The sequence below is a fragment of the Streptomyces sp. NPDC024632 genome (assembly GCF_055559175.1).
On record NZ_JBVHLD010000034.1, the window covers coordinates 1 to 18,475 of the forward strand.

At 71.7% G+C, this 18,475-nt stretch carries 16 protein-coding genes; 7 read left to right on the forward strand and 9 right to left on the reverse strand.

Annotated elements, in window-relative coordinates; genetic code table 11:
• Positions 1-140 precede the first annotated feature (140 nt).
• Positions 141-716 (reverse strand): TerD family protein, encoded by a 576-nt coding sequence (locus ACZ37P_RS38120; protein ID WP_188283548.1) that lies wholly within the window; start codon positions 714-716, stop codon positions 141-143.
• A gap of 149 nt (positions 717-865) precedes the next feature.
• The gene (locus ACZ37P_RS38125; RefSeq protein ID WP_467351074.1) at positions 866-2,524 is read right to left on the reverse strand and encodes an LCP family protein; all 1,659 of its coding nucleotides are present in this window, start codon (positions 2,522-2,524) and stop codon (positions 866-868) included.
• 206 nt (positions 2,525-2,730) lie between these two features.
• Here ACZ37P_RS38125 and ACZ37P_RS38130 point away from each other — a divergent pair, with 206 nt between their 5' ends.
• Positions 2,731-2,982, forward strand: a complete 252-nt coding sequence (locus tag ACZ37P_RS38130) for a hypothetical protein (protein WP_391048328.1) — start codon at positions 2,731-2,733, stop codon at positions 2,980-2,982.
• 62 nt (positions 2,983-3,044) lie between these two features.
• Here the strand turns inward: ACZ37P_RS38130 and tatA are convergent, their stop codons facing one another.
• Positions 3,045-3,323, reverse strand: coding sequence for a Sec-independent protein translocase subunit TatA (tatA, locus tag ACZ37P_RS38135; RefSeq protein WP_391048331.1), 279 nt, complete (start codon positions 3,321-3,323; stop codon positions 3,045-3,047).
• 181 nt (positions 3,324-3,504) lie between these two features.
• Here tatA and ACZ37P_RS38140 point away from each other — a divergent pair, with 181 nt between their 5' ends.
• Positions 3,505-3,942: a twin-arginine translocase TatA/TatE family subunit gene (locus ACZ37P_RS38140; RefSeq protein ID WP_467351077.1), complete on the forward strand. Its 438-nt coding sequence runs from the start codon at positions 3,505-3,507 to the stop codon at positions 3,940-3,942.
• A 42-nt stretch (positions 3,943-3,984) separates the two neighbouring features.
• On the opposite strand, the gene ACZ37P_RS38145 is transcribed toward ACZ37P_RS38140, so the two are convergent.
• Entirely contained in the window at positions 3,985-4,755 is a 771-nt protein-coding gene (locus tag ACZ37P_RS38145) for a hypothetical protein (protein WP_467351079.1), read from the reverse strand.
• 145 nt (positions 4,756-4,900) lie between these two features.
• Here ACZ37P_RS38145 and ACZ37P_RS38150 point away from each other — a divergent pair, with 145 nt between their 5' ends.
• Positions 4,901-5,299, forward strand: a complete 399-nt coding sequence (locus ACZ37P_RS38150) for an ArsR/SmtB family transcription factor (protein ID WP_188283553.1) — start codon at positions 4,901-4,903, stop codon at positions 5,297-5,299.
• A 33-nt stretch (positions 5,300-5,332) separates the two neighbouring features.
• Here the strand turns inward: ACZ37P_RS38150 and ACZ37P_RS38155 are convergent, their stop codons facing one another.
• Together ACZ37P_RS38155 and ACZ37P_RS38160 are read right to left on the reverse strand one after the other, a co-directional pair.
• Positions 5,333-6,622 (reverse strand): cation:proton antiporter, encoded by a 1,290-nt coding sequence (locus ACZ37P_RS38155; RefSeq protein ID WP_467351081.1) that lies wholly within the window; start codon positions 6,620-6,622, stop codon positions 5,333-5,335.
• Positions 6,623-6,628: 6 nt separating this feature from the next.
• A complete protein-coding gene (locus ACZ37P_RS38160) occupies positions 6,629-7,114 on the reverse strand; it encodes a cation:proton antiporter regulatory subunit (protein ID WP_391129492.1) in 486 nt (161 codons plus the stop codon).
• A 746-nt stretch (positions 7,115-7,860) separates the two neighbouring features.
• On the opposite strand from ACZ37P_RS38160, the gene ACZ37P_RS38165 reads away from it, so the two are divergent.
• Positions 7,861-9,114 (forward strand): MFS transporter, encoded by a 1,254-nt coding sequence (locus tag ACZ37P_RS38165; RefSeq protein WP_467351092.1) that lies wholly within the window; start codon positions 7,861-7,863, stop codon positions 9,112-9,114.
• Positions 9,115-9,274: 160 nt separating this feature from the next.
• Here ACZ37P_RS38165 and ACZ37P_RS38170 read toward each other — a convergent pair whose 3' ends face one another.
• Positions 9,275-11,125: an arabinofuranosidase catalytic domain-containing protein gene (locus ACZ37P_RS38170; RefSeq protein WP_467351084.1), complete on the reverse strand. Its 1,851-nt coding sequence runs from the start codon at positions 11,123-11,125 to the stop codon at positions 9,275-9,277.
• 398 nt (positions 11,126-11,523) lie between these two features.
• On the opposite strand from ACZ37P_RS38170, the gene ACZ37P_RS38175 reads away from it, so the two are divergent.
• Positions 11,524-13,047 (forward strand): flavin monoamine oxidase family protein, encoded by a 1,524-nt coding sequence (locus ACZ37P_RS38175; protein WP_467351094.1) that lies wholly within the window; start codon positions 11,524-11,526, stop codon positions 13,045-13,047.
• Positions 13,048-13,166: 119 nt separating this feature from the next.
• Here ACZ37P_RS38175 and ACZ37P_RS38180 read toward each other — a convergent pair whose 3' ends face one another.
• On the reverse strand, positions 13,167-13,409 hold the full coding sequence (locus ACZ37P_RS38180) for a hypothetical protein (RefSeq protein WP_467351086.1): 243 nt from the start codon (positions 13,407-13,409) through the stop codon (positions 13,167-13,169).
• Between the two features lie 87 nt (positions 13,410-13,496).
• Here ACZ37P_RS38180 and ACZ37P_RS38185 point away from each other — a divergent pair, with 87 nt between their 5' ends.
• Positions 13,497-14,258, forward strand: coding sequence for a GntR family transcriptional regulator (locus ACZ37P_RS38185; protein WP_467351088.1), 762 nt, complete (start codon positions 13,497-13,499; stop codon positions 14,256-14,258).
• A 161-nt stretch (positions 14,259-14,419) separates the two neighbouring features.
• Here the strand turns inward: ACZ37P_RS38185 and ACZ37P_RS38190 are convergent, their stop codons facing one another.
• A complete protein-coding gene (locus tag ACZ37P_RS38190; protein WP_391161141.1) occupies positions 14,420-15,877 on the reverse strand; it encodes a UbiD family decarboxylase in 1,458 nt (485 codons plus the stop codon).
• 452 nt (positions 15,878-16,329) lie between these two features.
• On the opposite strand from ACZ37P_RS38190, the gene ACZ37P_RS38195 reads away from it, so the two are divergent.
• Positions 16,330-18,348, forward strand: a complete 2,019-nt coding sequence (locus tag ACZ37P_RS38195; protein WP_467351090.1) for an NPCBM/NEW2 domain-containing protein — start codon at positions 16,330-16,332, stop codon at positions 18,346-18,348.
• Positions 18,349-18,475: the final 127 nt, after the last annotated feature.

Genomic DNA, 18,475 nt, shown 5'->3' on the forward strand with positions numbered 1-18,475 from the left:
GGTGGCCCCCCCCCCCCCCCCTCCCCCCCTTCCCCCCCCCCCCCCCCCCCCCCCCCCCCCCCCCCCCCCCCCCCCCCGGCCGAGGACGTCAGCGGCCGACGCGGCGGCCGGCGTCAGAGGTGGTGACGCCGGCACCCACGTCAGATGTTGACGCCGAAGTCGGTGGCGATGCCCGCCAGGCCCGAGGCGTACCCCTGGCCGATGGCGCGGAACTTCCACTCCGCGCCGTTGCGGTACAGCTCTCCGAAGACCATAGCCGTCTCGGTCGAGGCGTCCTCGGTCAGGTCGTACCTGGCCAGCTCCCGCCCGTCGGCCTGGTTCACGATCCGGATGAACGCGTTGCGCACCTGGCCGAAGCTCTGGCCGCGCTTCTCGGCGTCGTAGATCGACACGGGGAAGACGACCTTGTCGACCTGCGGGGGCACGGTGGCGAGGCTGACCTTGATCTGCTCGTCGTCGCCGTCGCCGCCACCGGTCAGATTGTCGCCGCTGTGCACCACGGAGCCGTCGGGGCTGCCGAGGTTGTTGAAGAACACGAAGTGCTGGTCGCTGAGGACCTTCCCGCCCACGTCACACAGCAGCGCGGACGCGTCCAGGTCGTAGTCGGCGCCCGTGGTGGTCCGTACGTCCCACCCCAGGCCGACGGTGACCGCGGTGAGTCCGGGAGCTTCCTTGCTCAAAGAGACATTGCCGCCCTTGGACAGAGTCACGCCCACGAAATTACCTCCGGTTGCTTGGGGGTTGTCGGTAGTCGGTTGTCGATCGCCGGTATGTCGTCCGCGCGCGTCTGCCAGGTCAACGGCGTGCGCGCCACGACAGTTCCACGGTTGCGTAACAGCTTAAGCGTTACGGGTGTGTGCGCGGGTCAGTCGTCCGAGTCGGGCTTGGAACGGGCGGCGGCGTACGCCTGGGTCGGCGTCATCGGGACCCGGTTGATCTGGACGGTCCGGTAGCGGCTGACCTTGGCGCAGGTGTCGGAGTCGTCGGCGGTCTGGGCGTGGGAGTTGCCCAGCGCCACCTTGGTGTCGGCGGGCGGCGCGGAGGACTTCCCGCCGGGGAAGGTGGTGCCGCTCGGCCAGTCCGCCCCGATCACGAGGGTGAGCCCGGCGACGGCGCCCTCCTTGAGGTGGGACGTCGCGATGCCGAGCGTACGGGCGACGGTCCCCGCCTCGGACCGCTGGCCGGGGCCGTAGGTCAGGGTCGTGGTGGCGGCGGGCGCCGGGGCGTTGCCGCCCGCAGTGGCCGGGTTAAAGCCCTTGCCGGTCAGGGTGTCGACGATCTCGGACGCGCGGCCCCCGATGCCGGTGCCGTTGCGCACCCGCACGGTGATCGCCGAGGCGGGGACGGACGTCGCGGTCGGGCTCGCCGACGCGGTCGCCGAGGCCGCGGCGGACGTGCCGCCCGAGGCGGTGGTCAGCGACTGGTCGTTGGCGATGGTGGCGAACAGCGTCTTCGCGCCGGGTCCGACCACCACCCGGTTGGGGTCGGTCGGGTCGGGCCCGGTCTGCATGGTGGTGAAGGTGATCCGCTTGGACGGGACCTTGTCGAGGTCGGAGGCCAGGCCGACCAGCTTGCTGATGCTGCCGAGGCCGGTGTCGACGGTCAGCGCCTTGGTCGCCGCGTTGGCGAGCTTGTAGACGGCCGCCGGGTTGGTGAGGGTGCCCGCGCTCTTGAACTTGCGGATCAGCGAGCTGAGGTAGATGTGCTGCGCGTACGTACGGCCGAGGTCGCTGCCGTCGCCGAAGCCGTGCCGCGAGCGGAGGAATTCCAGCGCGCCGACGCCCTTGAGGGTGTGGATGCCCCGGGAGAGCTTCAGATGCGAGTAGGTGTCGTACACGTCGGCGTCCACACAGACCGACACCCCGCCCACGGCGTCGGACATGCTGACGACGCCGGAGAAGTCGACCTGGATGAAGTGGTCGATCGGAATTCCGGTCAACTTGTGGACGGTGGCCACCTGGCACGCCTGGCCGTACGTCAGGGCGCTGTTGATCATGCCGTGGTAGCCGGGGGTGGACGCGCCGGTCTTGGGATTCTCGCAGGCGGGCACGTCGGTGAGGGTGTCGCGCGGGATGCTCATCACGGTGGCGTTGGAGCGGTCGGCGGAGATGTGCACGACCATCTCGACATCGGCGTTGCCCCCGGTCTGGACGCCGGTCTTGGCGCAGCCGCCGCCCAGTTTGCAGTCGGCCTCGGTGGTCCGGCCGTCGCTGCCCATCACCAGGATGTTGATCGGCGTGCGCCCGAAGGCGTCGGCCTTCTCCTGGCCCGCGCTGTCCTTGCCCGCGCCGTCGGTCAGGGACACGCTGGTGATGTTGCCGTTGAGGTGCTGGTAGAGCCAGTAGCCGCCGCCCGCGGTGACCAGCAGGAGCACGGCCAGGGATATGCCGCCGATCTTCAGGAACCGCCGGCCCCGGCCGGCCTGCCTGGCGCGCCTGCCCCCGCGGCCCGACGGCCGGGACCGCCCGCTCTCGGCGCGAGCGGCCGCCCGCGCCGCGGCCCGGCCGCTCCAGGGCTCGGTCATCTCCCGTGCTCCCTCTCCCGGGCGGCCCCCGTGGGGTGGTGCGGCCGGATTCGGCGGGTGAAGCGGCGCTTCACCCAAGGCTTCATGGTTGCGCAACGCGGCAAGGGTAAATCATGGCTCTGTGGGGTATCCGTGAGCGTCGCACCCGCGGCCGGCTTCCCCACCGGACACAGTTCCTGGTTTACGCAACCTTTAAAGTGTCTGCTATGCCAGAAACGCTACGACGAACCGGAAGGACACCTGTGGCCTGGGAGTGGGCGCATCTCGACGGAGGCCCGGCGGACGGCATGCGGGTACGGGTGACAGGCCCGCCCCGCGTGCTCCAAGTCACATCCGGATGCCAGGCGGAGGACGAGGCCGACGGCGACGGGCGGGGGCTGCGCGTCGAGGCGCTGTACGTCTACCGCCTCAAGCACGGTCAGCCACTGCGCTACGGCTGGGACCACGCCAGCCCCTGATGCCGTACGGGCCCGCGCCCCGGATCACGCGGGCCCGCGGCGCGCCGCGGGAGGGAGGTCAGTCAGTCCCGCGGCGCGCGTTCGGGTTCGCGCACAGGGCGCGCGCCGACGGTCTCGCCGGGCGCGGACTTGACCGTACGGACCGCGGGGTCCGCGCTCGTCCCGGCCGTCGCCGTGCCGGGACCGGGGTCGTCCTTCAACGCCTTGGTCTCGCTCTTGAGGATGCGGAGCGACTTGCCCAGCGCCCGCGCGGAGTCCGGCAGCCGCTTGGAGCCGAACAGCACGATGACCACGAGCGCCACCACCAGCAGGTGCCAGGGCTCCAGTCCGTTTCTGAGCATCAACGTCTCCGCTTCCACATGCGTCGGTCCGCCGTTGCCGGACGGCGATGTGCCGCCCGGACCCCAACAGTTGCTACATTGCGCAATTATGAGAGTAGCGGTACCGAGGCGCAATGCCCGCACGGGCCCCCGTCCGGACCGTCCCCGCCCGCGCGCGCACCCTTCTCGGAGGTGACCGAAGGTGATCTTCGACATCGGCCCGCTCAAGCTGCTGACGCTGCTCGTCCTGGCCACGCTGGTCTTCGGCGACAAACTGCCCGACATGATCACGCGGGCGAGAGACCTCATCCGCGCGGTGCGCTCCTTCACCGACGACGCCAAGGAGGATGTGCGGCGCGAACTCGGCCCGGAGTTCAAGGACTTCGAATTCGAGGACCTGAACCCGCGGACGTTCATCGCCAAGAATCTGCTCGGCGACGACGATGCGCTCGGCCTGCGCGAGATCCGCGACAGCCTGCGACTGGACGGCGAGGCCGAGGAGTTGCGCGAGGCGGCGCGGACGCTCAGCGGCGGCGTGGACCTCACGAAGCCGTCCGCCGCGCCGGTCGCCGCGCGGGCGGCCGACGGGTCCGAGCCGGTCGCGTACCAGCCCGTCGCGTACGACACCGAGGCCACGTAGGCCGGGCGCCGGGACCGGGCGCCTTGGCGGGTCAGGCCGTTGTCACCGCTCGCCGTCGTTCGGACTGCTGAAGCCGGGGCTGCTGTAGCCGAGCCGGGGCCGCTGTCGCACCAGACTCACGCCGTCGCCCGAGCTGAAGCCCGGGCTGCTGTAGCCCAGCCGCGGCCGTTGGCGTACCAGGTCGACGCCGACCGGCGGCGGGCCGACCGCGCGGGGAGCGGCGGCCCCCGCCTCGCGCGCCAACCGGTCGAGCAGATACGGCAGTACGCCCCGCACCAGCAGCGCCTGCCGCCATGCCTCGTGGGCCTCGGCCACGTCCCGGCTCTCGCGCGTGACCGCGCCGTCGCGCCGGGCGGTCAGCGCCAGTCCGGCCAGGCCGATCAGCAGGCTGACGCCGAAGACCGCCGCGCACAGGAAGCCGATGTCGATCAGCGGGGCGCTGATTCCCGCGCCGCTCGCGACGGCCCTGATCCCGTACCCCAGCACCAGGAAGATCGCCGCCGCGATACCGCTCAGCATCGGGACCAGGACGGCCAGGGTGGCGAGGACGCCGGGGCCGCCGACCGCGCGCACGACCGGGCGGACCCGGCCGCGGGAGTGCGCGCGCAGGCCGGTGTACCGCTCGTACTCGGGCGCCGCGGTGGCACCGATGGCGTCGGCGTCGGCCAGGGCGGCCGTCCGCAACTGCTCGGCGTTGGGCGCGCCCGGCAGGGCGCGGAGCGCGAGCCGGACGCGCTCGCCGCGCAGCGCCTGATCGAGAACCTGGGCGAAGTCAGCCCGGTAGATGTCGTCCGGCCGCTTGCCGCTGTCCATCATCCCCGCCCCGGTGTGTCGACGCGCGGCACGTCACCTTGTCTGCCCGCGCGTACGCATCAGGATAATCTTCCCAGTTGCATGATTGCATAATTACGCAACTGACTGAGAGTATCATGCCAGCGGCGCGGACCGCGGGCGCCGCATGCGTACTCTGGTGCTCGGAAAAGCCGCTGCGGTCAGGGAGGTTCACGTGACGAGGTCTGCCGCGGAGTTCGGCGACCCCAGCCCGGAGTTGTTCCAGAACGCCGCCGCTTCCTTCGGCTTGCTGGCGTCGACCATGCGACTCCAGATCGTCTGGATCCTGTCCGAGGGCGACTGCGATGTCACGGGGCTGGCCGAGCGGGTCGGCGCGACCCTGCCCGCGGTCAGCCAGCACCTGGCCAAACTCAAGCTCGCCGGGCTCGTGCACTCACGGCGCGAGGGCCGACGGCAGGTCTATCTGGTGGACGACCCCGATGTCGTCACGGTGGTGCGGGTGATGGTCAGTCAGCTCGACCGGCGCTCCGCCCCCTCGCGTGACGTCCGCGGGCTGGGGGCCTGACAGGCCACGCCCCGGCCCCCTGGCGCGCGGAGGTCACGTACGGCTGGGCGCCGGATCGGCATCCGCGTCCACGTCGATCTCGACCGGCTCCACCGGCTCCACCGACTCGACCGGCTCCACCGACTTGACCAACTCGACCGCGGGAGCGGCGGGCGCGGGTTCCGGGCGGCGGATGGCCTCGGTGAGTTTGCGGGCGATGGGCTCGGTCCAGCGGGCGGTGAGCGGGCCGAGGACGACCAGGATCAGCACATACGCGGTGGCCAGCGGCCCGATCCGGGGCTCGACACCGACCGCGAGTCCCGCGATGACGATGGAGAACTCGCCGCGCGCGACCAGCGTGCCGCCCGCCCGCCACCGTCCGGCGGGCCGGATTCCGGCCCTGCGCGCCGCGTACCAGCCGGTGGCGATCTTGGTGAGGGTCGTGACGACGGCCAGGATCAGCGCGGGGACCAGGACCGGCGGGATGTCGGCGGGGATGGTGCTCAGGCCGAAGAAGACGAAGAAGACCGCCGCGAACAGGTCCCGCAGCGGGGTCAGGAGATTGCGGGCGCCTTCGGCGACCTCACCGGAGAGCGCGATGCCGACCAGGAACGCGCCGACGGCGGCGGACACCTGGAGTTGCTGGGCGACACCGGCCACCAGCAGCGTCAGGCCGAGCACGACCAGCAGCAGCATCTCGGGATTGTCGGAGGAGACGGCGCGGCTGATCAGCCGCCCGTGGCGCAGCGCCACGTACAGGACGATCCCGACCGTGCCGAGCGAGATCAGCAGTGTGAGGGTGCCGCCCGCCAGGCTCACGCCCGCCAGCAGGGCGCTGAGAATCGGCAGATAGACCGCCATCGAGAGGTCTTCGAGGACGAGGACGCCGAGGATGAGCGGGGTCTCACGGTTGCCGAGGCGGCCGAGGTCGCCGAGGACCTTGGCGATCACACCCGAGGAGGAGATCCAGGTCACTCCGGCGAGCGCGACGGCGGCGACCGGACCCCAGCCGAGGAGGATCGCGGCGGCGGCGCCCGGCAATGCGTTGAGGACGAAGTCGACCGCGCCGGACGGATATTGGGTCTTGAGGTTGGTGACGAGTTCCGAGGCGCTGTATTCCAGACCCAGGAGGAGAAGCAGCAATACGACACCGATCTCGGCGCCGGTCGCGACGAATTCCTCGCTGGCCTGGAGCGGGATCAGTCCGCCTTTGCCGAAGGCGAGTCCCGCGAGCAGGTAGAGCGGGATCGGCGAGAAGCCGACACGTCCCGCGAGGCGGCCGAGGATGCCCAGGGCGAGGATGATCGCTCCGAGTTCGATGAGCATGTCGGTCGTGTTGTGCACAGGTTTCTATCCTCCTGTGATCAGTTCGGCGACGGCGCCGACGCCTTCGCGGGTGCCGACGACCACGAGGGTGTCGCCGACGGCGAAGCGGAAGTCGGGGGTGGGCGAGGGCACGGCGGAGGTGCGGCGGAGCACGGCGACGATCGAGGCGCCGGTACGGGTGCGTACCTGCGTGTCGCCGAGCGTGCGGCCCGCGTACGGCGAGCGTTTGCTCACGGTGATGTGTTCGGTGACCAGGTCGATCTCAAGGTGTTGTTGCAGGTGGCCGACGGGGTCGGGGGTCAGCAGGTCGGCCAGCGCGGTCGCCTCGTGGGGCGCGAGCGCGGTCGCGTCCTTGCAGGCGTCGTCGTCCTCGGGGTCATGGAACGCCAGGAACCGCCTGCCGTCCTGGTGCACGACCACCGACAGGTGGCGGCCGGACTCGGTCGTCATGTCATAGCGGGCCCCGACTCCCGGCAGCGGGGTCTTTCGGGCGCGGGCGGTTGGTTCCATGAACGTGCTCCATCGGGACGCGGGTGCGTGAGTGCCGGTCGCGGACGCCAGCATGCGCGTCACCCGGCAGAGTTCTGTGCCGGGTGACGACGCGCGTTATGCGGTGGCGTGCCGCAGCGCTCCTGCCACAGCGCCCGGCGTGGGAGCCGGACGCTGTCAGCAGTAAGGCGCGGAAAGGGGGTCCGTATCAGGTACGGCGTCCCGAGGCGCGTTCTCGACACGCGCGACCCGGGGAAAATACGGCGATGCCGTGGGGAGGACTTCCGACATGGTCGCGGATGCGCCTACGACGAGGACATCCCGTTCCATGACGTATCCTCCTCGGCTCACCTCTGCGACATATGTAAAGCGCTGGTCAAGACTCTAGCGCATAATAAATGCCGCAAATCCCACATGAGTGGATATAACACCCCAGGCGGATCTCTCATGGCCGGGAATTCACCTGGGCGTCACAGGGCGGGTCGGACCGCCGCGACGCGCCCCGACCTGCCGGTACGCCGGGTCCGGCCGGCCCCGCCAACAATTCGGGTGCGCCCTTCGCCGCCCGGGGGCTAGGGTCCCGGGGCCCATGACTGAGCGGTTCCGAGGAGACGAAGGGGTGGTCGGCCGTTCCGGCGCGCGCTGACGACGGAGGCGTTCCCGCGAAGGCCGCCGAGCCGCCCGCGGCTCAGGAGACGCCCGGGTCGCAGGGGCCGCAAGGGCCGCAGGGATCGCAGCGTTCGCAGGGGCCGCCGGGACCGCCAGGGCTGTGGCGGGACCGGGATTTCCGCCGGTTGTGGGTGGGGCAGACGGTCTCGCAGCTCGGGGAGCACGGGAGCGCGGTGGTCCTGCCGCTGATCGCGGTGCTGCTGCTGGGCGCCGACGGCGGTGAGGTCGGGGTGCTGCGGGCGGTGGGGCAGGCGCCGATACCGCTGCTGTCGCTGTTCGTCGGGGCGTGGGTGGACGGATGGCGGACCCGTACGGTCATGGTGGCGGCGGACTGCGGGCGGGCGCTGGCGCTGGGGGCGGTGGCCGTGGCGTGCCTGCTCGGCGGGCTCGGTCTGCCGGTGCTGCTGGTGGCCGCGTTCGGCGTCGGGGCGCTGTCGGTCTTCTTCGACGTGGCGTATCAGGCGTCTGTCGTACGGCTGTTGGACCGCGACCAACTGGTCAGCGCCAACAGCGCGCTCGAAGGCAGCAGGTCGGCGGCGCAGATCGGCGGCCCGGCGCTCGGCGGTGTGCTGGTGTCGCTGCTGTCGGCGGCGGTCGCGCTCGCGTCCAGCGCGCTGTTCTTCGCGCTGTCGTTCGTGTCGATCCGGCGGATTCGGCGCGGCGAGGCGGTGCCTCGGCGCTCGGGACGTACGCCCGCTGTCCGGCGGCGGATTCGCGAGGGGGTCGGATTCGTCGTCGGTGAACCGTCGTTGCGGGCGGTGTGCCTCGCCTCCGCCGCCTTCCAGTGCGCCTTCGCGGCGACGATGACCGTCTATCTGCTGTTCCTGCCCAGGGAGTTGGGCCTGTCGGGCGCTGTCGTCGGGCTGGTGCTCGCGGCGACGGGGCCCGGCGCGCTGGTGGGTTCGCTGCTGGCGGCCCGGCTGCCGGGCCGGTTCGGCCACGGCCCGGTGCTCGCGTGCGCGGCCGTGCTCGGCGACAGCGTGATGATCGGCGTACCCGCGCTGCACGGCGGCGGCGCGCTGACCGTTCCGGCGCTCGTGGCGGTCAACCTGACGTTCGGCGCGTGCGGTCAGCTGGTCAGTGTGACGCTGATGGCGGTGCGGCAGACCGTCACTCCGGACGAGATGCAGGGCCGCGCGGCGGCGACGATCGGCTTCGTCGGCATGGGGACGGCCCCGCTCGGCTCGCTGCTCGGCGGTCTCCTCGCGGCGCAGTGCGGTCTGCGCACCGGCTTCCTGGTGGCGGCGGCGGGCATGCTGCTCTCGCCGCTGGCGATCTCCCTGTCCCCGCTCGCCCGGCTGGGCCGTACGCTCCCCGTCCGCGGAGCGGCGGACGCGTCGGCCCGGACGTGAGCGCGACGGAGGTGGGGGGGGGGGGGGGGGGGGGGGGGGGGGGGGGGCAGGGGGGGGGGGGGGGGGAGGGGGGGGGGGGGGGGGGGGTAGGGGGGGGGGGGGGGGGGGCCGCCCCCCCCCCCCCCCCCCCACCTCGGTCACACGTGCGTTGCGCGCTCTGTCAGTTGAGGGTGAACTTCTGCGCGGCGCTGCCGTTGCAGTCGTAGATCTGGAGCCGGGTGCCGTTGGCGCCTGCGCTGTTGGGGTCGTCGAGGCAGCGGCCCGACTGCGGGTTGAGCAGCGAGCCGTCGGCCTGCTGCTGCCAGACCTGGCCGCCGACGCCGTTGCAGTCCCACAGCTCGACCTGTGTGTTGTTCGCCGTGCCGTTGCCGTTGATGTCCAGGCAACGGCCGATCGTGCTCAGCGAGCCGTTGGCGTTGTGGTACCAGTGCTGGTCGGCGGCCCAGGACTGGCAGTCCCAGAGCTGCACGGCGGTGCCGTTGACGCCCGTGTCGTCGGCGGCGACGTCCACGCACTTCCCGGCGGGCGCGGGCACCGGGGCGCCGCCCTTGACGGCGAATTTCTGCGCCGCGCTGCCGTTGCAGTCGTAGATCTGGAGGCGGGTGCCGTTCCCGGTGGCGCCGCTCGGCGAGTCGAGGCAGCGGCCCGACTGCGGGTTGAACAGCGAGCCGTCGGAGCGCTGGATCCACTTCTGGCCGCCGACGCCGTTGCAGTCCCACAGCTCGACCTGCGTGTTGTTGGCCGTGCCGTTGCCGTTGATGTCCAGGCAACGGCCGATCGTGCTCAGCGAGTTGTCGGCGTTGTGCGTCCAGTGCTGGTCCTCGGCGTACGTCTGGCAGTCCCAGAGCTGCACGGCCGCGCCGTTGACCCCGGTGTCGTCGGCGGCGACGTCCACGCACTTGCCGCCGGGGCCGGTGATCGTGCCCTGCGGGCCGTTGGGCACATTGGTCTGGCCCGAGTAGCCGACGGAGACGATGTTCGCCTGGACGGCGTTCTCGGCGGCGTCGGTCGGATAACCGGCGACCATCACGCCCTCGAAGAAGGTGCCCATGTTGCGGTTGCTGTTGTCACCGCCGGTGCCCAGGATGATGCCGCCTTCCTGGTGCATCGGTTTGTAGCCGCCCCGGGTCGGCAGCGACCCGTTCCACCAGGTCGACAGGCCCCCTGATTGGGAGTCGCCGCCCTTGATGGCGTACGTCGTCTGCCCGTTGTTCTTCAGCACCGCCGTGACGTAGGCGCTCTTGTTGCCCGCGTTGGCCGTGTTGGAGCCGTTGTCGCCCTGGAACATGCCGTTCTCCATGTCGGCCTCGACCCAGGGGCCCGAGCCGTTGCACGGCGCGAAGTAGCAGGTGGTGGCGATGCTCACGGCGTCCATGTGGCCGTTGCCGGTGTCGGACGGCGTGCTCTCGGCGTTGCCGTAGTCGAAGCAGCAGTCGGAGCCGACGTGGGTGCCGCTGGCGACCATGTAGACGCCCTCGGGCTGGCCGTTGACGGGGACGCCGGAGGCCGCGCCGGTGTAGCGGTAGCCGACGCCCGGCGAGATCCAGATGCCGTACACCTTGTGGCCGCCCGCGTGCACCGCGATCTCGCTCGCGTCCGCCCCTCGGTCCACGCCGCCTGCCGTGCCCGCGGGGCCCGGCAGCAGGTCGTTGTGGCGCGAGGTCTGGTCGTAGACCTTGGAGATGCGGCAGGTGGTGTTGGCACAGAAGATGTCCTGCTGCTCGGCGTTGGCGTAACCGCCCGTGGCCAGCAGCCCGATGTCGGCCCTGCCGCCGTCCGAGGCGCGCGTGACCTGGTACAGCGGGCCGTTGTACGCGGAGAACAGGGCGCGGGTGGTGCTGTGCGCGGCGACGCAGGGGGTGCCCGCCGCGCCGTAGAGGTCACAGGGCAGCGAACCGGCGGCCTGCGCGGTGCCCGGCAGGCTGATGAAGGCGCTGAAGACCAGGCCGAGGGTGGCCACGACCGAGGTCAGCAGGGCTTTCCAGCGGGCGGTGTATCTCCTTTTGCGCATGCGGTGCTCCTTGGGGTGGGGGGTGGAGCGGAGACGAGCGGTGCCTGCGGGGACGGGCGGCCCGAGCCGGGCGTGGGGGCCCGGATCGAACGCCTGGGGGACGTGACGGGTGCGGGAGGGACGTGAAGAACACGCGGGGTCGACCGGCTCGGAAAGTACGCCCCCTGTTCGACCCCGTCAATATTTGTTGCTTTCTTTGGCTTCGGCCGGGCACGACCTGTCCGAATCTGTGGCCCGGCGAGGAGTGCATTACCTCTGTGACACAAGTCAACTGACGTGGCGTAACACGCCGCTGCGAGAGTTCCCCGCGCCATGAGCGAAAGGGGACATGACAGATGACACCGTTCAATCGCCGTGACTTCCTGCGCGCCGTCGGGGCCACCGGCGGCGCGGGAGCGATGCTGGCCACGATGGGTGCGCTGGGTCTGGCGCCCGGCGCGGAGGCGGCCACGCGCGGGGCGCCGTACCGCGCGCCGCGGCCGGGCGACTTCCACCTCACCGGCCGCGCCGCCGCCAAGGTCGTCGTGCTCGGCGGCGGCATCGCCGGACTGACGACCGCCTACGAACTGGGCAAGGCGGGCTACGACTGTACGGTCCTGGAGGCCCGCGACCGGCCCGGCGGCCGCAACTTCACCGTACGCGGCGGCGACACCACCACCGACCTGTACGGCAACCGGCAGACCGCCCGCTTCTCCGACGGCCAGTACATGAACGCCGGTCCCGCGCGGATCGCCCAGTGGATGGTCACGCTCGACTACTGCCGCGAACTCGGCGTGCCCATCGAGGTGTTCACCAACGTCAACGCCGACACCTACCTCTACAACGAGTCGGCCGGAATGACCGAGCCCATGCGTTACCGCAGCGCCAAGGCCGATGTGCTGGGCTACGTCAGCGAGTTGCTGGCCAAGGCCACCGACCAGGGCGCGCTGGACAAGGACCTGACCGCCGCCGACCAGGAGAAGCTGGTCGAATTCCTCAAGGACTACGGCGCGCTCGGCAACACCCTCGACTACAGCGGCGGTTCGCGGCGCGGCTACTCGGCCTGGCCGGGCGCCGCGGGCACACCGGGCGTGGTGGCGGGCGGCGTGCCGACCGCCTCCGAGATCTTCGCGACCGGCGTCGGCCGCTACTTCGCCTTCGAGTTCGAGTTCGACCAGGCGATGCTGATGTTCCAGCCGGTCGGCGGCATGGACCGGATACCCCACGCGCTGGCCGCCGCGGTCGGCACGCGCAGGGTGCGGACGGGCTGCGCGGTCACGAAGGTCACCGACACCGCGCACGGCGTCACCGTCACGTACACCCAGGGCGGCAGGACGCGGGCGGTCGACGCGGACTTCTGCGTCGCCGCCATGCCGCCGAACATCCTCGCCAAGGTGCCGCACAATCTGGGCGCGGGCGTGCAGTCGGCACTTGAGGCCATCACCCCGTCCTCGGCGGGCAAGATCGGCCTGGAGTACGCCTCGCGCTGGTGGGAGACCGACCACCGGATCTACGGCGGGATCACCGAGACCGACCTCGACGTCACCCACATCTGGCACCCGTCCTACGGCTTCCACGGCAGGCGCGGTCTGCTGATCGGCTACTACAACACCGGTTCCAAGGCCGACTCCTACGCGGCGCTGAGCCCCAAGGCCCGCGAGGCGCGGGCGGTCGCCGCGGGCGTGAAGATCTACGGCGAGAAGTACCGTACGGAGCTGGCCACGTCCTTCTCGCACCACTGGCGGCAGTTCCCGTACCAGGAGGCCGCCTGGCACAGCACGCCCGGCGGACCGGACGCCGCCCGCTACCAGCCGCTCAACGAGCCGACCGGGCACGTGTACTTCGCCGGTGACTGGCTCAGCTACATGGACGCCTGGCAGCACGGCGCCTTCACCTCCGCGCGCAAGGCGGTGACGGCGCTGCACCGGCGGGTCCTGGCCTGACGCACCGGGTCGACCGCGAGCCGGCGGGGGCGGTACGGGAGGGGTACGGGGCCGGGGCCGGTCTCAGCCCGAGGGCCTGGGCTCAGCCCGCGGGGGCGGTCTCAGGCCGCAGGCCGGTCTCAGCCCGCGGGGCGGTGGGTGTCGCCGCTCAGCCCGGTCAGCGGCAACCCCGTACCGCCCCAACGGCACGTGACGATCCCGGCGGCGACGGGCACCGCCGTCTCCTCCGGGGTGCGGGCCCCGAGGTCGACGGCCTCACCCCCGTCGAGCGGCCCGCGGATGACGGCCGCGGCGTACGGCGTGCCGCCGGCTCCGGTGATTCCGACGACCCATGGCACCCGTGGTGTGATGTGGTGATCCATGACAGACCTTCCACGAGTCGCGAGGAGGGCCCGCGAAGTGCCGGGAGAACCCGCGGGCGTGGGCGGGCGGCCGTGAGCGGAGAGGCGGTGGGTGACGCGATGGCGGTCAACGGGGAGGGCGGGGACGCCCCGCGTGCGTCCGGACCGCCGCTGACGGCCGGTGAGCGGGAGATCCTGCGGGTGCTGCGCCGGTCGGAGGACCTGGACAGCGTGGCGGCCCGCGTCCTGGTCTCGGTCGGCAGCGCGATCATCGAGGGCCGGCTGAAGCCGGGCGACGACCTCAACTCCGTGGAACTCGCCCGGCAGTTCAGCAGCAGCCGGACCCCGGTGCGCGAGGCGTTGCAGACCCTGGAGCGCGAGGGCCTGGTCGAGATCGCGGCCCGCAAGCGCCCCCGCGTGCGCCGCCTGGGCCTCACCGAGGTCCGCGAGATCTACGAGCTGCGGTCCGAGCTGTACGGGCTGGTGAGCCGCCGGATCATCGCCCACCGCACGGCCGGTGAGATCGAGGTCTTCGACGGCGTTCAGGCCCGTCTCGAGGAGGCCGCGGCGGCCGGGGACCTGGAGCGGTACTTCTGGCTGATCGTGGACTTCCGCAACACCGAGGCGCGGCTGGCCGGGAACGAGACCGTGCGCGCCGTCCTCGACTCGGTCGGCATCAGGACCCTGCATCTGCGTCACCTCAGCCTCTCCCTGCCCGGCCGCCTCGACACGTCGGTGGAGGACCACCGCAGGCTGGTCCGCGCGTACGCCGACGGCGAGGCGGAACTGGCCGTCGCGCTCACACGGTCCATCGTTCTACGCGGTCTGGCGGCGGTGGAGCGCTCGGGGTGGACAGGCTCCCCGGACTGACCCGCCGGTCGACATCAGCGGGCCTGCGCGTCGTGGGCGCTCCTGGACCGCGCGGCCCCGCCCGGGGCGTCCGCCGCGGTGCGGGCCCGGTCGAGGGCGACCGCTTCGGGGCGGCGGCGGCCACCGCGATCTCGTCGGCGATCCTGTCGACGGCCGGGCTGTCACCTGGCACCGCCCAGGATGTCCGGCCAGCGGCGTATCACGTGGTCGACCAGTTCCCTGCTGGCCTCCGCGACCCGCGGGAAGTCCTTGAGCCGGGTCCAGGGGCGGCAGGCGTCGATCACGGCGCGGGTGTTGAACGGCGGCAGGCCGGGTGCGCGCAGCGGGTCGACCCTGCTCCCCCACGTCTGCCGCATCGTCTCGATGTCGTCGGCGGGGTCGGTGCGGGTGCAGACCGCCCACATCACGTCGTTGAGGCTGCGCGGGTCGACGTCGGCGTCCACGACGACCACGAATTTGTTCATGTACGCGGCCTGCGGGAGCTGCGAGGTGAGGTAGCCCGCCTGCCGGGCGTGACCCGCGTAGTTCTGGTGGATCGACACCGCGAGCAACTGCCGTCCGCCGCCGACCTCGTGGGCCCAGACGCCCTCGACGCCGGGCAGTCCTGACCGCACCAGCGCGTCCTGGATCATCGCGGACTTCATCACGCTGCGCATGTAGGAGTAGTCGTGCGGCGGCTTGCCGGGAGGGGCGCCGAGCAGGATCGGGTCGTGGCGGTGGTAGATCCGCTCGACGTCCATGGTGAGCACGGCCTCGGTGCCGCCGCTGTAGTAGCCGGTCCACTCGCCGAACGGCCCTTCCTGCTCCCGGCGTTCGGGATACAGCCAGCCCTCGACGGCTATTTCGGCGGTCGCGGGGATCGGCAGCCCGGTGACCTCGCCGCGGATCACCTCGACGGGGCGGCCCAACACGGCCCCGGCGTACTCCAGTTCCGACAGTCCCGTGGGCACCTCGGTGCCCGCGACGACCAGCAGCAGCGGGTCGTGGCCGAGCGAGGCGGTGACCGGCGCCCGGCCCTCGCGGGCGAACCACTCGCGGACGTGTGCGGCTCCGTGCTTGCCCGCCTCCATGTTGATGCTCGCCGCCCGCCCGCCGTTCTGCACCTGCATGCGGTACGCGCCCGCGTTGAGGACGCCGGTGGCCGGGTCGGTGGTGAAGACGGCGCAGCCGGTGCCGATGTACCGGCCGCCGTCGTTCTCGTGCCATTTCGGCACGGGGAAGGCGAGCAGGTCGGCGTCGGCCGCGGTGATCACGTTCTCGGTGACGGGGCCCCGGTCGACGGCCTCGACGGGGTACTTCCCGGCGTTCTCCACCCACTCGTTGGGGCGGGTGCGCAGCGCCTCGACCAGACCGCGGTCGTCCAGGTCGGTGCCGAGCCGCAGGGTCATGCCGAGCCTGCGGGCGTTGGCCATGCTGGCGGTGAGCACTCGCCGGCCGGGCCGGTAGCCCTCGATGTCGTCGAAGAGCAGCGCGGGCGGCGAGGGGCGTTTGTAGTTGACCTCGGACGCGGCGCCGATCTCCTTGTCCCAGTGCGCGCCGGAGAGGGTGCGGACCTCACCGAGTTCCCCGGCCAGTTCGAGCCAGGTCCGCAGGTCATTGACGTCGTCGAGGGACCTCACGCCACTCGCCTCCCGTTCTCTCATGTGTGTCGCGACGCGATGAAGGTCGAAGAAGCCGCAAGAGTAGTCCGCGAGTTGTACGTCGCCGGTGTCGCTGCGCCCGCGGATGCCCGGGGCCCTCCTCGTCGAGGTGAGCGAGCACCGCGTTTCCCCTGAAGTGTCGACACTCGACCACGGGACCCGATTGAAGCAGTGGGGATACCCCCTGTCCAGGGGCCAGCGATCCGCACCGCCGCACCATTGAGTGTCGACACTTCTGGTGAATCTGACCGAAGTCTTGTCATGGCCCCGCACGGCTCCTAACGTGTCGCCGCGAAGAAATTTGCTCGACTCTGTTCAGTTCCGTTGAGTCAAAGCGTCGAAATGCCAGCGATCCGCACACGATCAGTCCCACGGCGCGCATCCGCGGACCTCCGGTCCGCCTCGCCCACCCCGCGAGCAGAGGATTCTCCATGCCACGACTCGTCCGCAGGCTGCTCGCCTGCGCCACCGCCTGCACCCTGTGGGGCGGCGCCCTCGCGGGCGCGGCCGTCACGGCCGGTGCGGTGGTCACCGCCACCCCCGCCGCCGCACTCGACAACAGCCTCGCCCGTACGCCCCCGATGGGCTTCAACGACTGGAACGCCTTCGGCTGCGACGTCAGCCAGGCGCTGATCGAGCAGACCGCCGACTACCTGGTCAGCTCCGGTCTGAAGAGCGCCGGATACACCTACGTCAACATCGACGACTGCTGGATGACGCACACCCGCGACGCCGACGGCCGCCTGGTCCCCGACCCGGTGAAGTTCCCCGACGGCATCAAGGGCACCGCCGACTACGTGCACGGCAAGGGACTCAAGCTCGGCATCTACGAGGACGCGGGCACGGCGACCTGCGCCGGGTACCCGGGCAGCCTCGGCCACGAGACGACGGACGCGCGGACCTTCGCGGACTGGGGTGTGGACTACCTCAAGTACGACAACTGCAACAACACCAGCGACGGCACCCGCGAGGACTACGTCAGGCGGTACACCGCGATGCGCGACGCGCTGGCCGCCACCGGCCGCCCGATCGTGTACTCGCTGTGCGAGTGGGGCGTGCAGAACCCGTGGGAGTGGGCCGGTGACGTCGGCAACTCGTGGCGCACCACGGGCGACATCAGCGACAACTGGACGAGCATGCTGTCCATCGCCGAGGACAACATGCCGCTGGCGCCGTACGCGGGCCCCGGCCGCTGGAACGACCCCGACATGCTGGAGGTCGGCAACGGCGGCATGACCGACACCGAGTACCGCACGCACTTCTCGCTCTGGTCGATGATGAACTCGCCGCTGCTGATCGGCACCGACCTGCGCAAGGCGACCCCGCAGACCCTGTCGATCCTCGGCAACAAGGACGTCATCGCCCTCGACCAGGACCCGCTCGGCAGCCAGGCCACCGTGGTCTCCTCCGACGGCGGCCGGTACGTGCTCAGCAAGAAGCTGGCAGGCGGCGAGCGGGCGGTGGCCCTGTTCAACTCGGGCGACCAGGCGCAGCGGATCTCCACCACCGCGCGGGCCGCGGGACTGCCCAAGCGCGGCAACTACTCGGTGCGCGACTTGTGGTCGCACACCGACTACCAGAGCGCGGGCGGCCTGTCCGCGACCGTGCCCGCGCACGGCACCGTCCTGCTGCGGGTCGGCACCGATCCCCGCGCGGTCCTCGCGCCGCCGCTGTTCGACACCGGGGTCGCCGGGCCCGACCACATCGAGCCGGGCCACAGCGCGACCGTGTCCACGTACGCCACCGACCTCGGCTCGCTGCCCGCCGCGACGGTGAAGGTGCGGCTGACCGGCCCCGACGGCTGGACGGTCCGCGCGACCGGCGCCACCGGCAGCCTGCTGCTGCCCGGCGGCCGGACCCTCACCACACCGTGGACGGTCACCGTGCCCGCCGACGCGCGGCCGGGCGCGTATCCGGTCACCGGCACGGTCAGCTACCGCGATCTGGTCAACGGCCGTACCGTCACGGTGCCGTTGGTCGGCAGCGTCGCCGTCAAGGTGCCGCCGCCCGCGGGGACCAGCTACCTCAGCGACCTGCCATGGACGACGTCGAGCAACGGGTGGGGGCCGGTCGAACGCGACCGCAGCAACGGTGAGACCGGCGCGGACGACGGCAGCCCGATCACACTCGGCGGCACCGTCTACGCCAAGGGCCTCGGGGTGCACGCGCCGAGCGACATCGCCTACTACCTCGGCGGCGTCTGCTCCACGGTGACGGCGACGGTCGGCGTGGACGACGAGAAGAACGGCAAGGGCACCGTCCGCTTCACGGTCGTCGCGGACGGCACGACGGTCGCCGACAGCGGCGTGGTCACCAACGCCATGGGCGGCAAGGCGCTCACGGCCGACGTGACCGGCGCGCAGAATGTGCGGCTCGTCGTGGACGACGGCGGCGACGGCAACGACAGCGACCACGCGGACTGGGCGGACGCGAAGCTCATCTGCTCCTGACCGCCCACGACCCGGCGCGGGGGGGGGGGGGGGGGGGGGGGGGGGGGGGGGGGTGGAGAGGGGGGGGGGGGGGGGGGGGGGGGGGGGGGGGGGGGGGGGGGGGTGGGGTGGGGGGGGGGGGGGAGAA